Origin of the sequence: Corynebacterium sp. HMSC056F09, assembly GCF_001815785.1 — a bacterium.
GTDB classification, from domain to species: domain Bacteria; phylum Actinomycetota; class Actinomycetes; order Mycobacteriales; family Mycobacteriaceae; genus Corynebacterium; species Corynebacterium hiratae.
Map to the genome: position 1 here is coordinate 152,270 of NZ_KV821899.1, position 12,902 is coordinate 165,171.

The window sequence follows — 12,902 nt, forward strand, 5'->3', positions numbered from 1 at the left end:
AAAGTCTCGGATTACCCTTGTTAGCCTACCCTGGGTGATGGTAGCCTTACCTAACCTTGTTCGTTTAGTGAAATGGAAACCCATTCAGGATGAAGAACTCAATCGTTGTCCGTGCGCTCAGTCTCGCCGTGCTCTCCACTACCCTGATGTTGGGAGCCTGCAGCTCCGATACAGATGGCAAGGCGGAAAATACTTCCTCAGGCGCAAACTCCGCAGCGAATTCCGGTGATAATGCCTCCGAAGTCACCATCAAGCACGCCAGGGGGGAAGACACATACCCCGTAAACCCCGAGCGCGTCGTTGCCATTGGTCCAGCCATCGACAACCTGCTGGCTATGGGCATCAAGCCCTCCGCCGTGGTGGTGTCTGCTAAGGACATGAATGCCCCGTGGCGCGACGGCAAGTTGGACGGCGTGGAGATTATCAAGCAGACCGATTTCAAGACTCTGCCGAAGGAAGAGATCGCTGCCGCTGCTCCGGATTTCATCGTCGGGGACTACTGGACGATCTCCGAGGATAACTACACACAGCTCTCCGAGATCGCGCCCACTCTGGGTGGTATTGGCACCGAGGGTGAGGGGATCGGCTGGAAGTCGCAGCTGAAGGAGCTCGGCAAGATCTTCAACAAGGAAGATAAAGCTCAAGAAGTCATCGACCAGGATGAGAAGGTCTTCACCGATGCGAAGTCCGAGCTGCCGAATATCGAGGGTAAGACCGGTGTGGTCTCCCAGTTCGCTCAGGGATCCTTTGGAGCTGTGGCCGACCCGAAGGACCCAGGAGCCTCTTTCATCTACGACCTGGGTATGAAATTCCCGGAACATCTGACCGACGGCTCTATTGAGGTAAAGCAGGGGCGCGTGACTCTGTCGCCAGAAAACGTCTCCGCCCTGGCTGCGGACTTCATGGTGATCTATAACCGCACCGGTGACATCGCGGAGGTGGAGAAGATCCCGGGCTACTCAGACCTGCCGCAGGTCAAGTCCGGCGCCACCCTGGCGGGTAACGAGGCTGTGGTTGCCGGCCTGAACACGCCGACCTCCCTGTCCCGTGCATGGGTATTGGAGCAGGTCAAGCCTACCTTGAAAAAGCTCTCTTAGTCTCTTTTTCTCCAGCACCCCTCGCGAGTGTGTCGCCCGGTGTGGCAGCGTGGGGTGTTTTCTTTTGCCCTTTCTTGTTCGCTCACTCGCCTCCCCGCTGCCGCCCGCCGACCCGCAAGGAACTTTGCTTGTCTTCTGCGCAGTGGGATCCGGCTGCTGCGTGGAGGCGCCGTCCAGGGGCGTATCCGGTGCGGGTGAGCGAACTTGAACTTACGCACGCGCAGCTGGTGAAAGCCGATGGCTGGAAGAACGTTTTCCAGCAGTGGGCACCGCGGTGCTGGACAAGAGTTCGGCTGACCGGCCAGCACCCGAGGCGAGAGGCATCGACCCTGCGCATGCCGACCCACCGCATGCCGATCCACCGCACACCGCCAACCCAGAAACGAGAAAGGAATGACCATGGCGAGGAATAGCCGAGACAGGGAAATCTACCCCATTACGATCCGCGAACTGCAGGTCGATGACATCGAGGACATCACACCAGGGATGCGTCGCATTACTCTGACGGGCGAACAACTACGCGCCCATAGTGCGTTCGGCGTAGACGCACCCCCGCTAGTCAGCGATGGTTTCGACGACGATATCCGCATCATCTTCCCAGACCCGGCCACCGGGGAGCGCCCTCACCCCATCACACGGGAGGACGCGACGGTGCTATGGCAAGAGGAAGTCAAAGATCTGTTTCGGACATATACCGTCCGTTCATTCGACGCCTCCCAGGGCCGTCTCGTCGTAGACTTCGCGCGGCATGGCCAAGGCCTGGCCGAGGACTGGTCCGCACGAGCTCGACCGGGAGATCCCCTGTATATCGCAGGGCCGAAGTCTTGCGCAGCGCTGCCCACCCACACTCCGTGGCTACTGATGGTGGGCGACGAGACGGCGCTGCCGGCGATTGCTCGCTGTATAGAGTCTTTGCCCGCCGGGTATAGGGCAATGGCGATTATTGAGGTAGCCACGCGGGCACATGTCCAGCGACTGGAGTTCGAAGCACAGGTGGACATTCACTGGCAGGTGCGAGACGAGGGCGGGGACTTCGTGGCGAAAGTTACCGAGTTGTACGGAGAACACCCAGAGTGGGCGGCCGAGCCCGCTGCGATGCCCTATGTATGGGCTGCGGGAGAGGCCGGGCGATTGAAGGTGATCCGACGCTGGGTTCGAGCTCTGGGGATTCCGCGGGAAAACGTGGAGATTACGGGGTACTGGCGCGCAATGGCACCGGTGCAATCGGAAGCAGGGGCGACGGCTACGCAGGCTGAGAGTGCGGGGCAGGTTACGGGCACTCCGTCGCAGGGCGACAGTGAGGGGGCGGAGACAGGGGCTGTGACGAGCCACCGTAATGCGCTGGTTGAGCTGCATGAACTCATCGAAATGGGGTCGGCGATTCTGGTGCGCCAAGCCGTAGGTTTGGGGATTTTTGGCCTGATTGATGAGGGCGCGGATCGAGTGGATCAACTGGCCGAAGCAACTGGCCTGCAGCAGGAGCTGGCTCTCCGGATTGCGCGTTACCTGGAGGCAGTGGGGTTAGTGACGTTGTCGGCGGATGTAGCACTGGATAGCTCAGCGGAGGATGTGGCGGACCAACGGGCGGTTCGAATCGGCCTCACTGCGCTGGGCAGCGAGTTGGCAAACCCGGATTCTCCAGTAAGGGATTGGATTACCGGGCCGGCAGCCGCCAAGACCGCAGCACTTGGCCGGCTAGGGCAGGCACTGCAGAATCCGGCTGATACCGGCGAGCACCGCTGGGACTACATTGTGCAAACCCAGCCACAACTGGCCGTGGAGGAACACGAACAGGCGGCCTCCAGTGCTCAGTGGTCGGCCCCGGCCGCAGCGGAGATTCTGAGCAGCAAGCTACTAGCGCGACAGGATGCTGGCTCGCTTCGGTGCGCGGTGGGGGGTCCGGCCGCGGCGGTGTATGCGGATGAGATTCTACGTAAGATACCGCAGGCAAACGCCGTGGTGTTGGGGTCGTTTTCGGAGGCAGAGGATGACGCAAGGATCTCAGTAGGCGCAACAACTGCAGCGATGACGGAGCCTGGGGCCAGCGCAGAGGATGTTATGCTGCGCGATATTGCTCCACGCCGCCGGGATCGTGCTCGCTATAGTGCACTGCACGCTCCAACGGTTGGGCATAGCGGTGGGGATGCGCGCCGGGCGGATTGGGCTGGCACAGTGACTACTTTGTGCGAGCAGGTAGATGCTGTGGTGCTGGTTGATCCGTGGCGACGTTGGCCAGCTATAGAGTTGCAGCAGCTGGTAGCTGCCGTACTACGTTCTGGGGCGCAGCTGTTCCTGGTGACCCCAGTGTTGCAGGAAAGTGGGGCCGAGGATCATGACTACCAGGAAGATTTATCACGCCTCGTTCTGTATGGATCGCAGCTGCCCACGGCCCGTGTGATTGCGAAGCACCTGGCTGCCGTGGGTGCGGTAGTGCGTTCGAAGCAGCCGGTGGGGTGGAGTGCCCAGCTGTTCGAGGTGGGGAGGGGAGGTAGGTAACTGCCGGTGGTCGGGCGAAGCGTGTGGAGGAGCAGCGGACGTTCGGTGGTTTGCTAAACCGTTTCTAAAGTGCCCCCTGTCGGCCGGGCCCCCTTCCGCTGGGAGCCTTCCTATCGGCTGGGGTCTCACCCCTTCGGCTGGGAGCGCCTGTCGGCTGGCCCCTAGCGGCTGAGCTGCCTCCATATCGGCAGCCACACACCCCCAAAAATAATTAACTTAGCCTATCCTTTATCTAGTTAGGCTGCCCCATGTGGGGTAGACGCGGTAGACGTGATTGACGCGCGCTCGAGGATCGATCAACACCCCGTGCGTCCGATGGCCTTCACCGCACCCCAATGAGCTCCCTACACGTTAGGCTTCTATATGTTTCGAAACAATTCGCTGACCCGTCGCGCGGCAATGAAGACGGCCGCTGTCTTAGCAGCATCCACTCTCGTCCTTTCCGGTTGCTCCCGAGGCGAGGATTCCTCGGCGTCAAATATTGAGGGCAATGGGAACGAGCGCATTGCCGCAGTTGGCCTAGGAGACAGCGATACCTTGCTCGCGCTAGGTATCCAGCCTGTTTGGCAGCAACACGCACATCGGGAAAACGTTGTCATCAACTCGGGCGCGCGTTTCCAGGATCAAGGTGGCATCCACAAAGGGGAGCATGCGGTCGTGGCCGCGGGCACGGTGGTGACCAAGGACGTCGCGCTGCGCACTATTGCGGGCGGGGTGTTGACCCGTTACTTGCGCGACATCGAGGGCTAATCCGCGCGGGCAGAGGACGTTGCCGCCGAGCGCATGGTACCCGCCTCCAGGTCATCCTCGTTGAAGAAGTCGAGGACGCCGTCCTCGAAGACGTAGGCGCCGTCGGGGAAGTAGAGGGTCAGAGTGCCGTCTTTGAGCTCCGCCTGGATGGGGTGACCCAAGGTGCCGGCCTCGTAAGTGCCGTCGCCGACCTTTTCAAATTTCTTGTCGGACAGGAAGTCCTTGGAGTCGTCTCTGAAGGTGGCGAGGTCGACTTCCGTTTCGCCATGGGTTTTGAGGAAGTAGTTGCTTGGTCCGTTCATGGCTTCCGCGGGGGAAAAACCGCCGTCGATGAAGCCGCATTCACTTTCGCTGATGGAGAAGCGGCAGCGGACGGGGCCGCTATTGGTGTCGAATTCGTAGAACTCGTCGAGGTCGGCCGGATCGACGGCGTCGCTCAGCTGGGTGAGGTCGATTCCGATGTGGTGTTTGTCTTCTGCGTTGAGCTCGGTCTTGAGTGCTCCGAAGTCCATCGCGGTAAATGTCACGCTCACTGGCTTGCCTGCCTCATGTGCGGGAGTATCGCCCGTAGTGAAACTTACGGAGTCGCTGCCAATGGTGAAGTCGAAGCCGTCGCCGGAGAAGTACCCATTTCTGTCATTGAGCGGGTGGCCCCAGTTGAAAACGATGGGGAAGACCACTTGTTCGCCCTCGTAGTTGCCGGAGGCGATGATGTAGCTCAGGGGCTCGCACGAATCGAAAGAATCTTGGGTGACCTTGAAGTCTTTGAGAGGTGCTCCGCGTTCAGGCTCCTCCGTCGACAGGAAATGAACGATGGCCGTTGGTGCTTCGCCTTTGCCAACGAATTCGCCGGCTCCGGTGTCGGCGACTCCGGCGTTCGAGTCGCAGCTTTCTTCGGCCAAGGATACGGGCCAGTTGCGTGTCGATGCCGCCCTGCTCGACGTAGCTGGGCTGGTTCTGCTGCGAGTCGCGCGTGAGGAAGTGCTCGAGGTCGCTGTTGGGTTGGAGGCAGACTCGGTCGCCGTGCTCGAGTCAGGTGCCACTGCGGATTCCGACGGGGCTGCCTCGCGCCGGGTGTCGGGGAGGGAGCAGGACGCAACGAGCGCGGCTGCTGATGCCGCCGCTACTGCGGCACGCGCGGTGCGTTGGGGCAGGAGGGCAGGGAGAGTGGTCATGGTGTATGTCCTTCGTCCGAGGGGCGAACTCGTGGCCGAGACTAACGAAGCGCGAAGCCGAGTTCTATCACCGGCTGGAAATTGTTAGAGATCGAAATGATTTACGGGGAGAGCTCAGTAATGGGCTGGACAGACAAGATGTCGACCTCGCCCGCGCAGCCCTGCAGGCCCGGTACTGCGACATAGAGGCTGTCGGTGTTTTCGGGCGGATAGATCCGCAGGCCATCGGCGTCCTGCGGTTGGCAGGCCGCCGCGTCGAGCAATCCCACGTTGGTGATCTTGAGCCCCGCGCGGGCCTGGGCCCCTGGCGCCAGCGTCACGGTGGCAGCTTCGGTGCTGGTCTCACGCAGCGCGGCGGGGCCTAGTTGAGTGCCGTCGTTGCCGGTGACGGCGGAGACGCCGGGGAAGCCCGTGAGGGTGCACTCCTCGCCAGAGGTATTGGTCAGCACGATGTCGACGAGCAGGGAGCCAGCGGCTCCTTGCTCGTTGGCGATCTCGGCGGAGAGCTGGGAGGTGGCGCAGGCGCCCTCGGGCAAGGGCGGGATAGTGGAGGATGCTGGGGCTGGTGCGGTGCCGGACGCGCCGGGAGCGGCCCCGGAAGCAACGTCGTCGGCGGCATCGTCACCCGCAGGGGCGTTGGCCGAGTGAACGACGGTGGTCGTGACTGCCGACGGTGCCGCAGAGTCCTCCTCGCCGGCGGAACACGCGGCGAGTGGCAGCAGCAGGCTGAGGGACAGGAGTGCGCGCAGATTCTTCATACCCACAGGGTAGTTTCACAGCACGACGGGGACTAGAGATTACTGGTCACGAGTCTGTTAAGTCTTTGCTAGCAATGAGCAACGATTCGCAGAATGTGTCACACAGTGTGCAGTAGCCGTCCTGTGACTGAAAGTGTGAACATGATGAACTCCCGCCGCCTTTCCCATGATCGAAAAACGCAGGGAACGACGGGGCTTATGGGCGCTCCGGCACGATGAGCGGCCCGCCGGTGACGGGGTCCTCGATGACGCGGGAGTCCAGGCCGAAGACGTCGCGCAGGGCCTGCGGCGTGATGGTGGACTCGGGCGAGCCCAGGGCCGTGACGGAGCCGTCCTTCATGAGGACGAGGTTGTCCGAGTAGCGGGCGGCTAGGTTGAGATCGTGGAGCACCATGACGATGGTCTTGCCCTGTTCCTTATTGAGCGTGGAGACGAGCTCGAGGACGTCGATGGAGTGCGCCAGGTCCAGGTAGGTGGTGGGCTCGTCGAGGAAGACGATGTCGGTGTCCTGAGCCAGGACCATGGCTATCCACACGCGCTGGCGCTGGCCGCCGGACAGGGAGTCCACGGGGCGGTCGCGCAGCTGAAAGACGTTGGTGAGCGCCATGGCCTCGTCCACGGCGGCGGAGTGGGAGGCGGACCACTGCTGCAGCCAGGACTGGTGCGGGTGCCTGCCGCGGGCCACGAGGTCTGCGACGGTGACGCCGGCAGGGGTGATGGGGGACTGGGGGAGCATCGACAAGCGCGTGGCTAGCTCCCGGGAGGAGTAGTCACCCAGCTTCTTCCCGTCGAGGGTGACGGAGCCCGCCGACAGTGGGAGCAAGTGGGACAGGCCGCGCAGGAGGGTCGACTTGCCGCAGCCGTTGGCGCCGATGAGCGTGGTGACCTGGCCGTCGGGGATGTCGAGTGTGACGTCGCGGCTGATGACGGTATCGCCATAACCGACGGAGACGGAGTGCGCGGAAAGTCGAGCGTTCATTACCTGATGTTGTCCTTCAGACCCTGGAGGATGATGGTGGCCGAGAGCAGGGACGCGTTCATGTACCAGGACTCGTAGTCCACGGACACGGCCTGGTTGGCCTGCACTGCCTTGAGAGAGTGCCATGTGGCGGCCTGCGAGGGGTCGGCGGCGCCGGCGTTGACGCCGTAGAAGATCCAGTCGGCGTCGGCCTCGGAGAGCTGCTCGGCGGAGATGTCCTGGCCAGCCTTCTCAATCTGCTTTTGGTTGGCGGGGCGGGGCAGGCCGGCATCGGCGGCCACGGAGCCCGCCATGGAGTTGACCCCGTAGAGCTGGAACTGGTCTTCCTTGGAACGCAGGAAGGAGACGGTGGGCTTGGAGGATAGGCCCTCGCCCCAGGCTTTGGCGTTGGACTCGTACTCGGCCAGGAGGGTCTCGGCGGAGTCCTTCTTGCCCACGGCCTCGGCGATGGTGAGGAGGTCCTGCTTCCAGTTCTCGCCGCCGCCCTTACCGGTGACGACGGGCGCGATGGCCTTGAGCTGCTCCAGGATGGCCTCGTCCGTACGCGAGTTAGCGCAGATGAGGGTGGGCTTCAGGGAGGCGATGGTCTCCAGATCCGGGTTGGCGCGTAGGCCGCAGTCCGCGATGGAGTCCAGATCGAAGTCGGAGCCGAAGCGGTTGCGGATGTAGTCCGGGACGACGCCCAGGTTCTTGGCCTTGGCCGCGCCCACCGGGAGAATGCGCAGCATGAGGAGGTTGTCCAGCTGGCCGGTGTTGAGCGCGATCACGCGCTGGTGCTGCTCGGCGGCGCTGGACGATGCCGCGGAGGTGGCCGCCTGCTCGCTCGGCGCAGTCTCCTGTTTGGAGCAGGCCGCAGCGAAGGCGGCGACGCCGAGGCCAGCGGTGATCTTGAGGAAGTTACGTCGTTGCATGGTCGTCTACTTTCGTGTTCGAGTTTGCTGCCAGAGCAGCCAGATGAGGAAAGGTCCGCCGATGACCGAGGTGATGATGCCCACCGGGATCTCCCAGCCGAAGGCACAGCGGGCGATGAGGTCGGACACGCACACGATGATTGCGCCCATGGCCGCCGATGTCCCCAGGGGCGGCGCCCCGACCCGCGCCAGGCGCGCGGAGATCTGCGGGGCGACGAAGGCCACGAAGCCCACCGGGCCCACGGCGGAGACGGTCACCGCGGCCAGTAGAACTGAGACGATGAGCAGTGCCGCGTTGATCTTCTTCAAGGGGGCGCCGAGGGCTTGGGCGGAATCCTCGCCGAGCTCCAGCGCGGGCAGATCGATGGCGATGCGGGCTAGCACTAGGCCACACACCACGAGCATGCCCAGGGTGGGCCATAGGTGCTCGAAGGTGCAGCCGTTGAGCGAGCCGACCATCCACACCTTGGCCGCGGCCGCGGTGTTGAGATCTGTGGCGGCCAACATGTACGTGACCAGGGCGTGGAGGAAGGCGTTGCCGCCGATGCCCACGAGGACGAGGCGGAACATATCCACCCTGCCGCGCCGGGACAGCATCCAGATGGCCGCGCCGGTGGCGAGACCGCCGGCCATGGCGGCGAGCGGGATGCCGACGTAGGCGCCGAACGCCCCGCCGGCCCCGGCAGATCCTCCGAAGACCATGATGGCCACGGCCGCCACGGTGGCGCCCTGGTTGATGCCCAGGATGTCCGGGCTGGCCAGGCCGTTGCGGGCGATGCGCTGCGTGATGGCGCCGGAGAGCCCCAGCGCGGCGCCGACGGCTAGACCCACGAGCGAGCGGGCCAGGCGCCAGTCGATGACGACGGTGCGCTCGAGCTTGTTTCCGCCGCCCGCCAGCACGCCGATGACCTCGGCGGGGTTAAGGGGGAACTCGCCGATGCCGAGGCTGATGACCCACACGAGCGCGCTCGCGACCACGATGGCCGCGGTCCAGGCTTGCGTGCGCGGGTGGTAGAGGAAGCTGAACTTTCCGAGGCTGAGGTACTTCATTACAGGCTCACCACCGTTCGGTGCCGGACGAGCCAGATAAACGCCGGCCCGCCGAGCAGCGCGATGACGATGCCCGCCTGGAGCTCGCCGGGGCGCATGATGAGGCGGCCCACGATGTCGGCGCCGAGCAACAGGCAGGCGCCCGCCAGCGCGGAGTAGGGGGTCACCCACTTGTAGTCCGGGCCGGTGATGCCGCGGGCGACGTGGGGCACCACGAGACCGATGAAGCCGATGGGGCCCGCGGCTGCCGTGGCCGCGCCGGCCAGCAGGGTGATGGCCACGAGGCCCAGGATATTGGCGCGGGCAACGTTGGTGCCCAGCGCCTGCGCGGCCTCCGTGCCCAGATTGAGGATGTTGAGCGTCGGGCCCAGCGCCAGCGCTAGTACCGCGCCGATGGCGAGCGGCACGAGCGCAGGGGTGATGATGTCGAAGCCGCGTCCGGTGACGGACCCCGCTTGCCAGAAGCGGAGGGTGTCGAGCGCGTTGGGATCGATGTAGACGATGGCCGACGTGGCCGCCGCGAGGACGGCGGACAGGGCGGAACCCGCGAGGACGAGGCCCAGGGTGTCGCCGCGACCGATGCCGCCGGCGGAGAGCCCGAAGACGAGCAGCGCCGCTAGGCCCGCGCCGAGGAAGGCGAGGAAAAGGTGCGACTGCATGGACGTCAGCCCGAAGAGGAAGATGCCCGCCGCGACGAAGAGTGCGGCGCCCGCATTGACGCCGAGCAGGCCAGGGTCCGCGAGCGGGTTGCGGGTCAGGCCTTGAACGAGTGTGCCGGCTAGTCCGAGCGCAGCTCCGACGACGATGGCGAGCACGGTGCGCGGGATGCGCATGGTGGCAAGGATTCCGGCGATCTCGGCGACGCTGCTGCCCACGGTGCCGGCGGCCTGGGCGGTGTCGGTGTGCCCGCGCAGGATCTCCCAGGCGGTGGGCCAGGCCTGGGTGAGCTCTGAGATGGAGGTCGCCTTGGCGCCCAGTGCCAGGCTGGCGAAGACGAGGGCGACGAGTGTGGCCACGAGGAGGGCTAGGCCGAGGAGTCGTCTGCTGTGGCCCGCGGCGCGCGGGGTGCCCGCGGCCGGTGTCGGCAGAGTCGTCGATGTCATGTAGGTAAGGATAACCTTATTTCGACGATGTACGTGAATTGTCTCTCCTTGCTGGAGGTTCGTCGGCTTGAGATAGGTTCACCTAATGTTGGTTAGGCTATCTTTTCTCAATTCGACAGGCCTTTTATGCCTCTGCGGACTTCCCGCACTCGTCGCTCGGCCGCGGTATTCTTGTCGCTCGCCCTTGTCGGCTGGGGTGCGGCCGCATGCTCGTCGGACCCCGATTCCGGTGCGGCCGACAACTCGGTGGCGGCATCGTCGGCATCGTTGGCGCAGTCGGCATCGGCTGACGGCGACGCCGCGGCCTATCCGGTCACAGTGGCCACCAAGTTCGGTGACGTCACCGTCGAGGAGGCCCCGCGGCGCGTGGTGGCCCTGGGGTGGGGCGGCGCCGAGGTGGCGCTCTCGCTCGGCGTGCAGCCGGACCTTATCCTCATCCTCGACGTTCGTTCCTCGGGCGATCGAGAGCGCTACGACGCACTGTCGGCCATCGCGCCGGTCGTGGGTATCCCGGAGGGCGCAGACAACTGGCTGACGGATCGCTCCACCCAGCTTGAGTGGTGGGGGGAGACAGCGGAAAGCGTGCCATCAGTGCTGTCGTCGGTGACGCAGCCGGCCAGTGCAAGGGCAAGGGAATCGGCGGCGAGAACGGGGAGTAGTCGCTGCGTAATCATGGTGGGGAGTCTAGACGTTATGGACCTAGAGTTCCTGCAAGGCGGGGAATACCCTCTCCCTAAGTAATGGCGCGATAGTGACGTCCGGGGCGGCGGGATCGACCCACGCCAGCTCAGCGATCTCCTTATCTGGGTGTGCCACGGAGATTTCTTCTTCGTAGACATAGACGTGTGCGTGGATAGTTTGTGGGGCGTCGTTGGCGGCCGGGGAGATGTAGGTGGCAAGCCGGCGCAGTTTGGACATATCGACCACGGCACGTATGGCCTCGTGAGCGATGAGCTGGGCCGCGCGGGCGGGATTGATCATGTCATCGATGGAGCCGAAAGGCAGGACGAATTCTGGGGTGGAGGTGATGCGGAGGACTAGCACGCGGCCGTGGGTATCACGTAGGACAACGGCGACAATTTCCTCAATGTCTGCAGCGGGTGAAGGAGAATTGGAGGTCTCAGACATGCCTCCATAGTAGGGCCGCGCCGGGGCGGGGAGGCGGTGAAAGAAGAGAGGGGGCACCCGAAAACTGTCAGTAATGTAACGGGTTGGACACAGTCTCACACGTTAGAAACGGCCGCTTCGATGCGCGTGCCATCATGGGTAGGTCTTATAGACCAATACGAGAAGAAATGAAAGAGGAATTGCTCAATGCGAAAAATTCCGCACCTTAAGAAAGTCCTCGTGGGCTCGGCTTTCGCAGGTGCGTTCTTCCTGGGTAACCCAGCGGCGGGTGCCCAGGAGCTCCCCACCATCCCGGAGATCGATTCGGCTGGTTTTGTTGACCAAGTGCGCGCGGACCTGAAGTCCGTAGGCATCGAGACCAAGCCAGTGGACGCAGCGCTGACCGACGCCGTCGACACCGCCGTCAACGGGGCTGCCGCAGCGGCATCGAAGGATGTGAACAAGGCGGTCGAAGGAGCCGTGAATTCTCCTGCGGCGCAGCGCGTCGCGGAGCAGGCGAACCTGCAGACGCAGCTGCCGGCCCCGTCCGAGCAGCAGGACTATGCCGGCGCTGATGCCATCACGGGTGAACCGCTGACGAACCCGACTCCCATCGGGTTGCTGGAGGAGGCCACGCAGCCGGAGTTCGTGCCCCAGGGTACTGATCCGAACTACGTGTGGAAGAACGACCTGTTCTCCAAGATTGCGGCCGGTAAACCGCACGCGGACTATGTTCTGCACCGGGTACCCGGCTCCTTCTACGATGCGCCCCAGATTCCCGAGGAATCTAATGTTGCGATGACTGAAGGCAAGTCGCTGTACGGCCCGGGTACCCCGCTGTACATCCGTGAGGACACCATGTGCACGCTGACGGCTGCCGGCACGGATGCTGAAGGCCGCAAGGTCGGGATTACTGCCGGTCACTGCGGCAACGTGGGTGATCCGGTGTCTTCGGCGGATTCCTGGCAGGTAGGTCCCACCGGCACCGTGGTGTCCAAGAACGCGCAGCTGGACTACTCGCTCATCGAGTTCGGCTCCCAGGCAGAGGTGACTCGCAGCTACAACGGTGTGACCGCGTACGGGATTGGTGGGGCCACCCAGCCGGGTGACATCACCTGCAAGCGCGGCGTGGCTACCGGCCGCACCTGTGGCATGACCTTCCAGCACAGCCAAAAGATCACCATCAACCAGGTGTGCGCCATGGTTGGAGATTCCGGTGCGCCGGTCTTCCACAATGGCCGCATTGTTGGCTCGGTATCCCGTGGTCTGATTCCGGGGCTGCCGTCCTGCCGCACTCCGTGGCAGGGTGCGCTGCACAACCCGACGGTCGTGTCCAACACCGATGCCATCATCGCGGACCTGAACCGCCGCGAGGGCGTGGGTTCCGGATTCACGATTCCGGAGAACTAGAAGTACGTTTCTAACATTTAAGGCCCCAGATCGTTAACGATCTGGGGCCTTATTTGATCGAAATGA

12 protein-coding genes are annotated in these 12,902 nt (G+C 63.7%); 5 read left to right on the plus strand and 7 right to left on the minus strand.

The features are described from left to right. Positions 1 to 89: 89 nt before the first annotated feature. From HMPREF3056_RS03080 to HMPREF3056_RS03090, 3 genes are all read left to right on the plus strand, one after another. Complete coding sequence (locus tag HMPREF3056_RS03080; RefSeq protein WP_070680641.1) at positions 90 to 1,097, plus strand: ABC transporter substrate-binding protein; 1,008 nt, start codon at positions 90 to 92, stop codon at positions 1,095 to 1,097. Positions 1,098 to 1,496: 399 nt separating this feature from the next. Next, positions 1,497 to 3,593 carry a siderophore-interacting protein gene (locus HMPREF3056_RS03085; protein WP_070680639.1) on the plus strand — a complete coding sequence of 699 codons (2,097 nt, stop codon included), beginning with the start codon at positions 1,497 to 1,499 and terminating at the stop codon, positions 3,591 to 3,593. 363 nt (positions 3,594 to 3,956) lie between these two features. After that, entirely contained in the window at positions 3,957 to 4,343 is a 387-nt protein-coding gene (locus HMPREF3056_RS03090) for a hypothetical protein (RefSeq protein ID WP_070680637.1), read from the plus strand. On the opposite strand, the gene HMPREF3056_RS03095 is transcribed toward HMPREF3056_RS03090, so the two are convergent. From HMPREF3056_RS03095 to HMPREF3056_RS03120, 6 genes are all read right to left on the minus strand, one after another. Beyond that, the gene (locus HMPREF3056_RS03095; RefSeq protein ID WP_070754071.1) at positions 4,340 to 5,518 is read right to left on the minus strand and encodes a hypothetical protein; all 1,179 of its coding nucleotides are present in this window, start codon (positions 5,516 to 5,518) and stop codon (positions 4,340 to 4,342) included. The genes HMPREF3056_RS03090 and HMPREF3056_RS03095 overlap by 4 nt on opposite strands. 101 nt (positions 5,519 to 5,619) lie before the next feature. After that, positions 5,620 to 6,276 carry a DUF4232 domain-containing protein gene (locus HMPREF3056_RS03100; protein WP_010189121.1) on the minus strand — a complete coding sequence of 219 codons (657 nt, stop codon included), beginning with the start codon at positions 6,274 to 6,276 and terminating at the stop codon, positions 5,620 to 5,622. 196 nt (positions 6,277 to 6,472) lie between these two features. Then, positions 6,473 to 7,255: an ABC transporter ATP-binding protein gene (locus HMPREF3056_RS03105; RefSeq protein WP_010189119.1), complete on the minus strand. Its 783-nt coding sequence runs from the start codon at positions 7,253 to 7,255 to the stop codon at positions 6,473 to 6,475. Further along, on the minus strand, positions 7,255 to 8,166 hold the full coding sequence (locus HMPREF3056_RS03110; RefSeq protein ID WP_070680628.1) for an ABC transporter substrate-binding protein: 912 nt from the start codon (positions 8,164 to 8,166) through the stop codon (positions 7,255 to 7,257). The genes HMPREF3056_RS03105 and HMPREF3056_RS03110 overlap by 1 nt, the downstream gene beginning before the upstream one ends. Before the next feature lie 6 nt (positions 8,167 to 8,172). After that, complete coding sequence (locus tag HMPREF3056_RS03115; RefSeq protein WP_010189115.1) at positions 8,173 to 9,216, minus strand: FecCD family ABC transporter permease; 1,044 nt, start codon at positions 9,214 to 9,216, stop codon at positions 8,173 to 8,175. Beyond that, positions 9,216 to 10,319 (minus strand): FecCD family ABC transporter permease, encoded by a 1,104-nt coding sequence (locus HMPREF3056_RS03120; RefSeq protein ID WP_070680299.1) that lies wholly within the window; start codon positions 10,317 to 10,319, stop codon positions 9,216 to 9,218. The genes HMPREF3056_RS03115 and HMPREF3056_RS03120 overlap by 1 nt, the downstream gene beginning before the upstream one ends. A 126-nt stretch (positions 10,320 to 10,445) precedes the next feature. Between HMPREF3056_RS03120 and HMPREF3056_RS03125 the strand changes: the two genes are divergently transcribed. After that, positions 10,446 to 11,060, plus strand: coding sequence for an ABC transporter substrate-binding protein (locus HMPREF3056_RS03125; protein ID WP_246822461.1), 615 nt, complete (start codon positions 10,446 to 10,448; stop codon positions 11,058 to 11,060). Here HMPREF3056_RS03125 and HMPREF3056_RS03130 read toward each other — a convergent pair. Continuing rightward, positions 11,019 to 11,447 (minus strand): NUDIX hydrolase, encoded by a 429-nt coding sequence (locus tag HMPREF3056_RS03130; protein WP_070754072.1) that lies wholly within the window; start codon positions 11,445 to 11,447, stop codon positions 11,019 to 11,021. The two genes, HMPREF3056_RS03125 and HMPREF3056_RS03130, sit on opposite strands and share 42 nt — an antisense overlap. Before the next feature lie 186 nt (positions 11,448 to 11,633). On the opposite strand from HMPREF3056_RS03130, the gene HMPREF3056_RS03135 reads away from it, so the two are divergent. Continuing rightward, positions 11,634 to 12,836 carry a S1 family peptidase gene (locus HMPREF3056_RS03135; RefSeq protein ID WP_070680304.1) on the plus strand — a complete coding sequence of 401 codons (1,203 nt, stop codon included), beginning with the start codon at positions 11,634 to 11,636 and terminating at the stop codon, positions 12,834 to 12,836. Positions 12,837 to 12,902: the final 66 nt, after the last annotated feature.

What these genes read in the sequence shown, in the direction of transcription:
- HMPREF3056_RS03080 (WP_070680641.1), top strand. Translation starts at nt 90, where the DNA reads ATGAAGAACTCAATCGTTGTCCGTGCGCTCAGTCTCGCCGTGCTCTCC.
- HMPREF3056_RS03085 (WP_070680639.1), top strand. Translation starts at nt 1,497, where the DNA reads ATGGCGAGGAATAGCCGAGACAGGGAAATCTACCCCATTACGATCCGC.
- HMPREF3056_RS03090 (WP_070680637.1), top strand. Translation starts at nt 3,957, where the DNA reads ATGTTTCGAAACAATTCGCTGACCCGTCGCGCGGCAATGAAGACGGCC.
- HMPREF3056_RS03095 (WP_070754071.1), bottom strand. Translation starts at nt 5,518, where the DNA reads ATGACCACTCTCCCTGCCCTCCTGCCCCAACGCACCGCGCGTGCCGCA.
- HMPREF3056_RS03100 (WP_010189121.1), bottom strand. Translation starts at nt 6,276, where the DNA reads ATGAAGAATCTGCGCGCACTCCTGTCCCTCAGCCTGCTGCTGCCACTC.
- HMPREF3056_RS03105 (WP_010189119.1), bottom strand. Translation starts at nt 7,255, where the DNA reads ATGAACGCTCGACTTTCCGCGCACTCCGTCTCCGTCGGTTATGGCGAT.
- HMPREF3056_RS03110 (WP_070680628.1), bottom strand. Translation starts at nt 8,166, where the DNA reads ATGCAACGACGTAACTTCCTCAAGATCACCGCTGGCCTCGGCGTCGCC.
- HMPREF3056_RS03115 (WP_010189115.1), bottom strand. Translation starts at nt 9,216, where the DNA reads ATGAAGTACCTCAGCCTCGGAAAGTTCAGCTTCCTCTACCACCCGCGC.
- HMPREF3056_RS03120 (WP_070680299.1), bottom strand. Translation starts at nt 10,319, where the DNA reads ATGACATCGACGACTCTGCCGACACCGGCCGCGGGCACCCCGCGCGCC.
- HMPREF3056_RS03125 (WP_246822461.1), top strand. Translation starts at nt 10,446, where the DNA reads ATGCCTCTGCGGACTTCCCGCACTCGTCGCTCGGCCGCGGTATTCTTG.
- HMPREF3056_RS03130 (WP_070754072.1), bottom strand. Translation starts at nt 11,447, where the DNA reads ATGTCTGAGACCTCCAATTCTCCTTCACCCGCTGCAGACATTGAGGAA.
- HMPREF3056_RS03135 (WP_070680304.1), top strand. Translation starts at nt 11,634, where the DNA reads ATGCGAAAAATTCCGCACCTTAAGAAAGTCCTCGTGGGCTCGGCTTTC.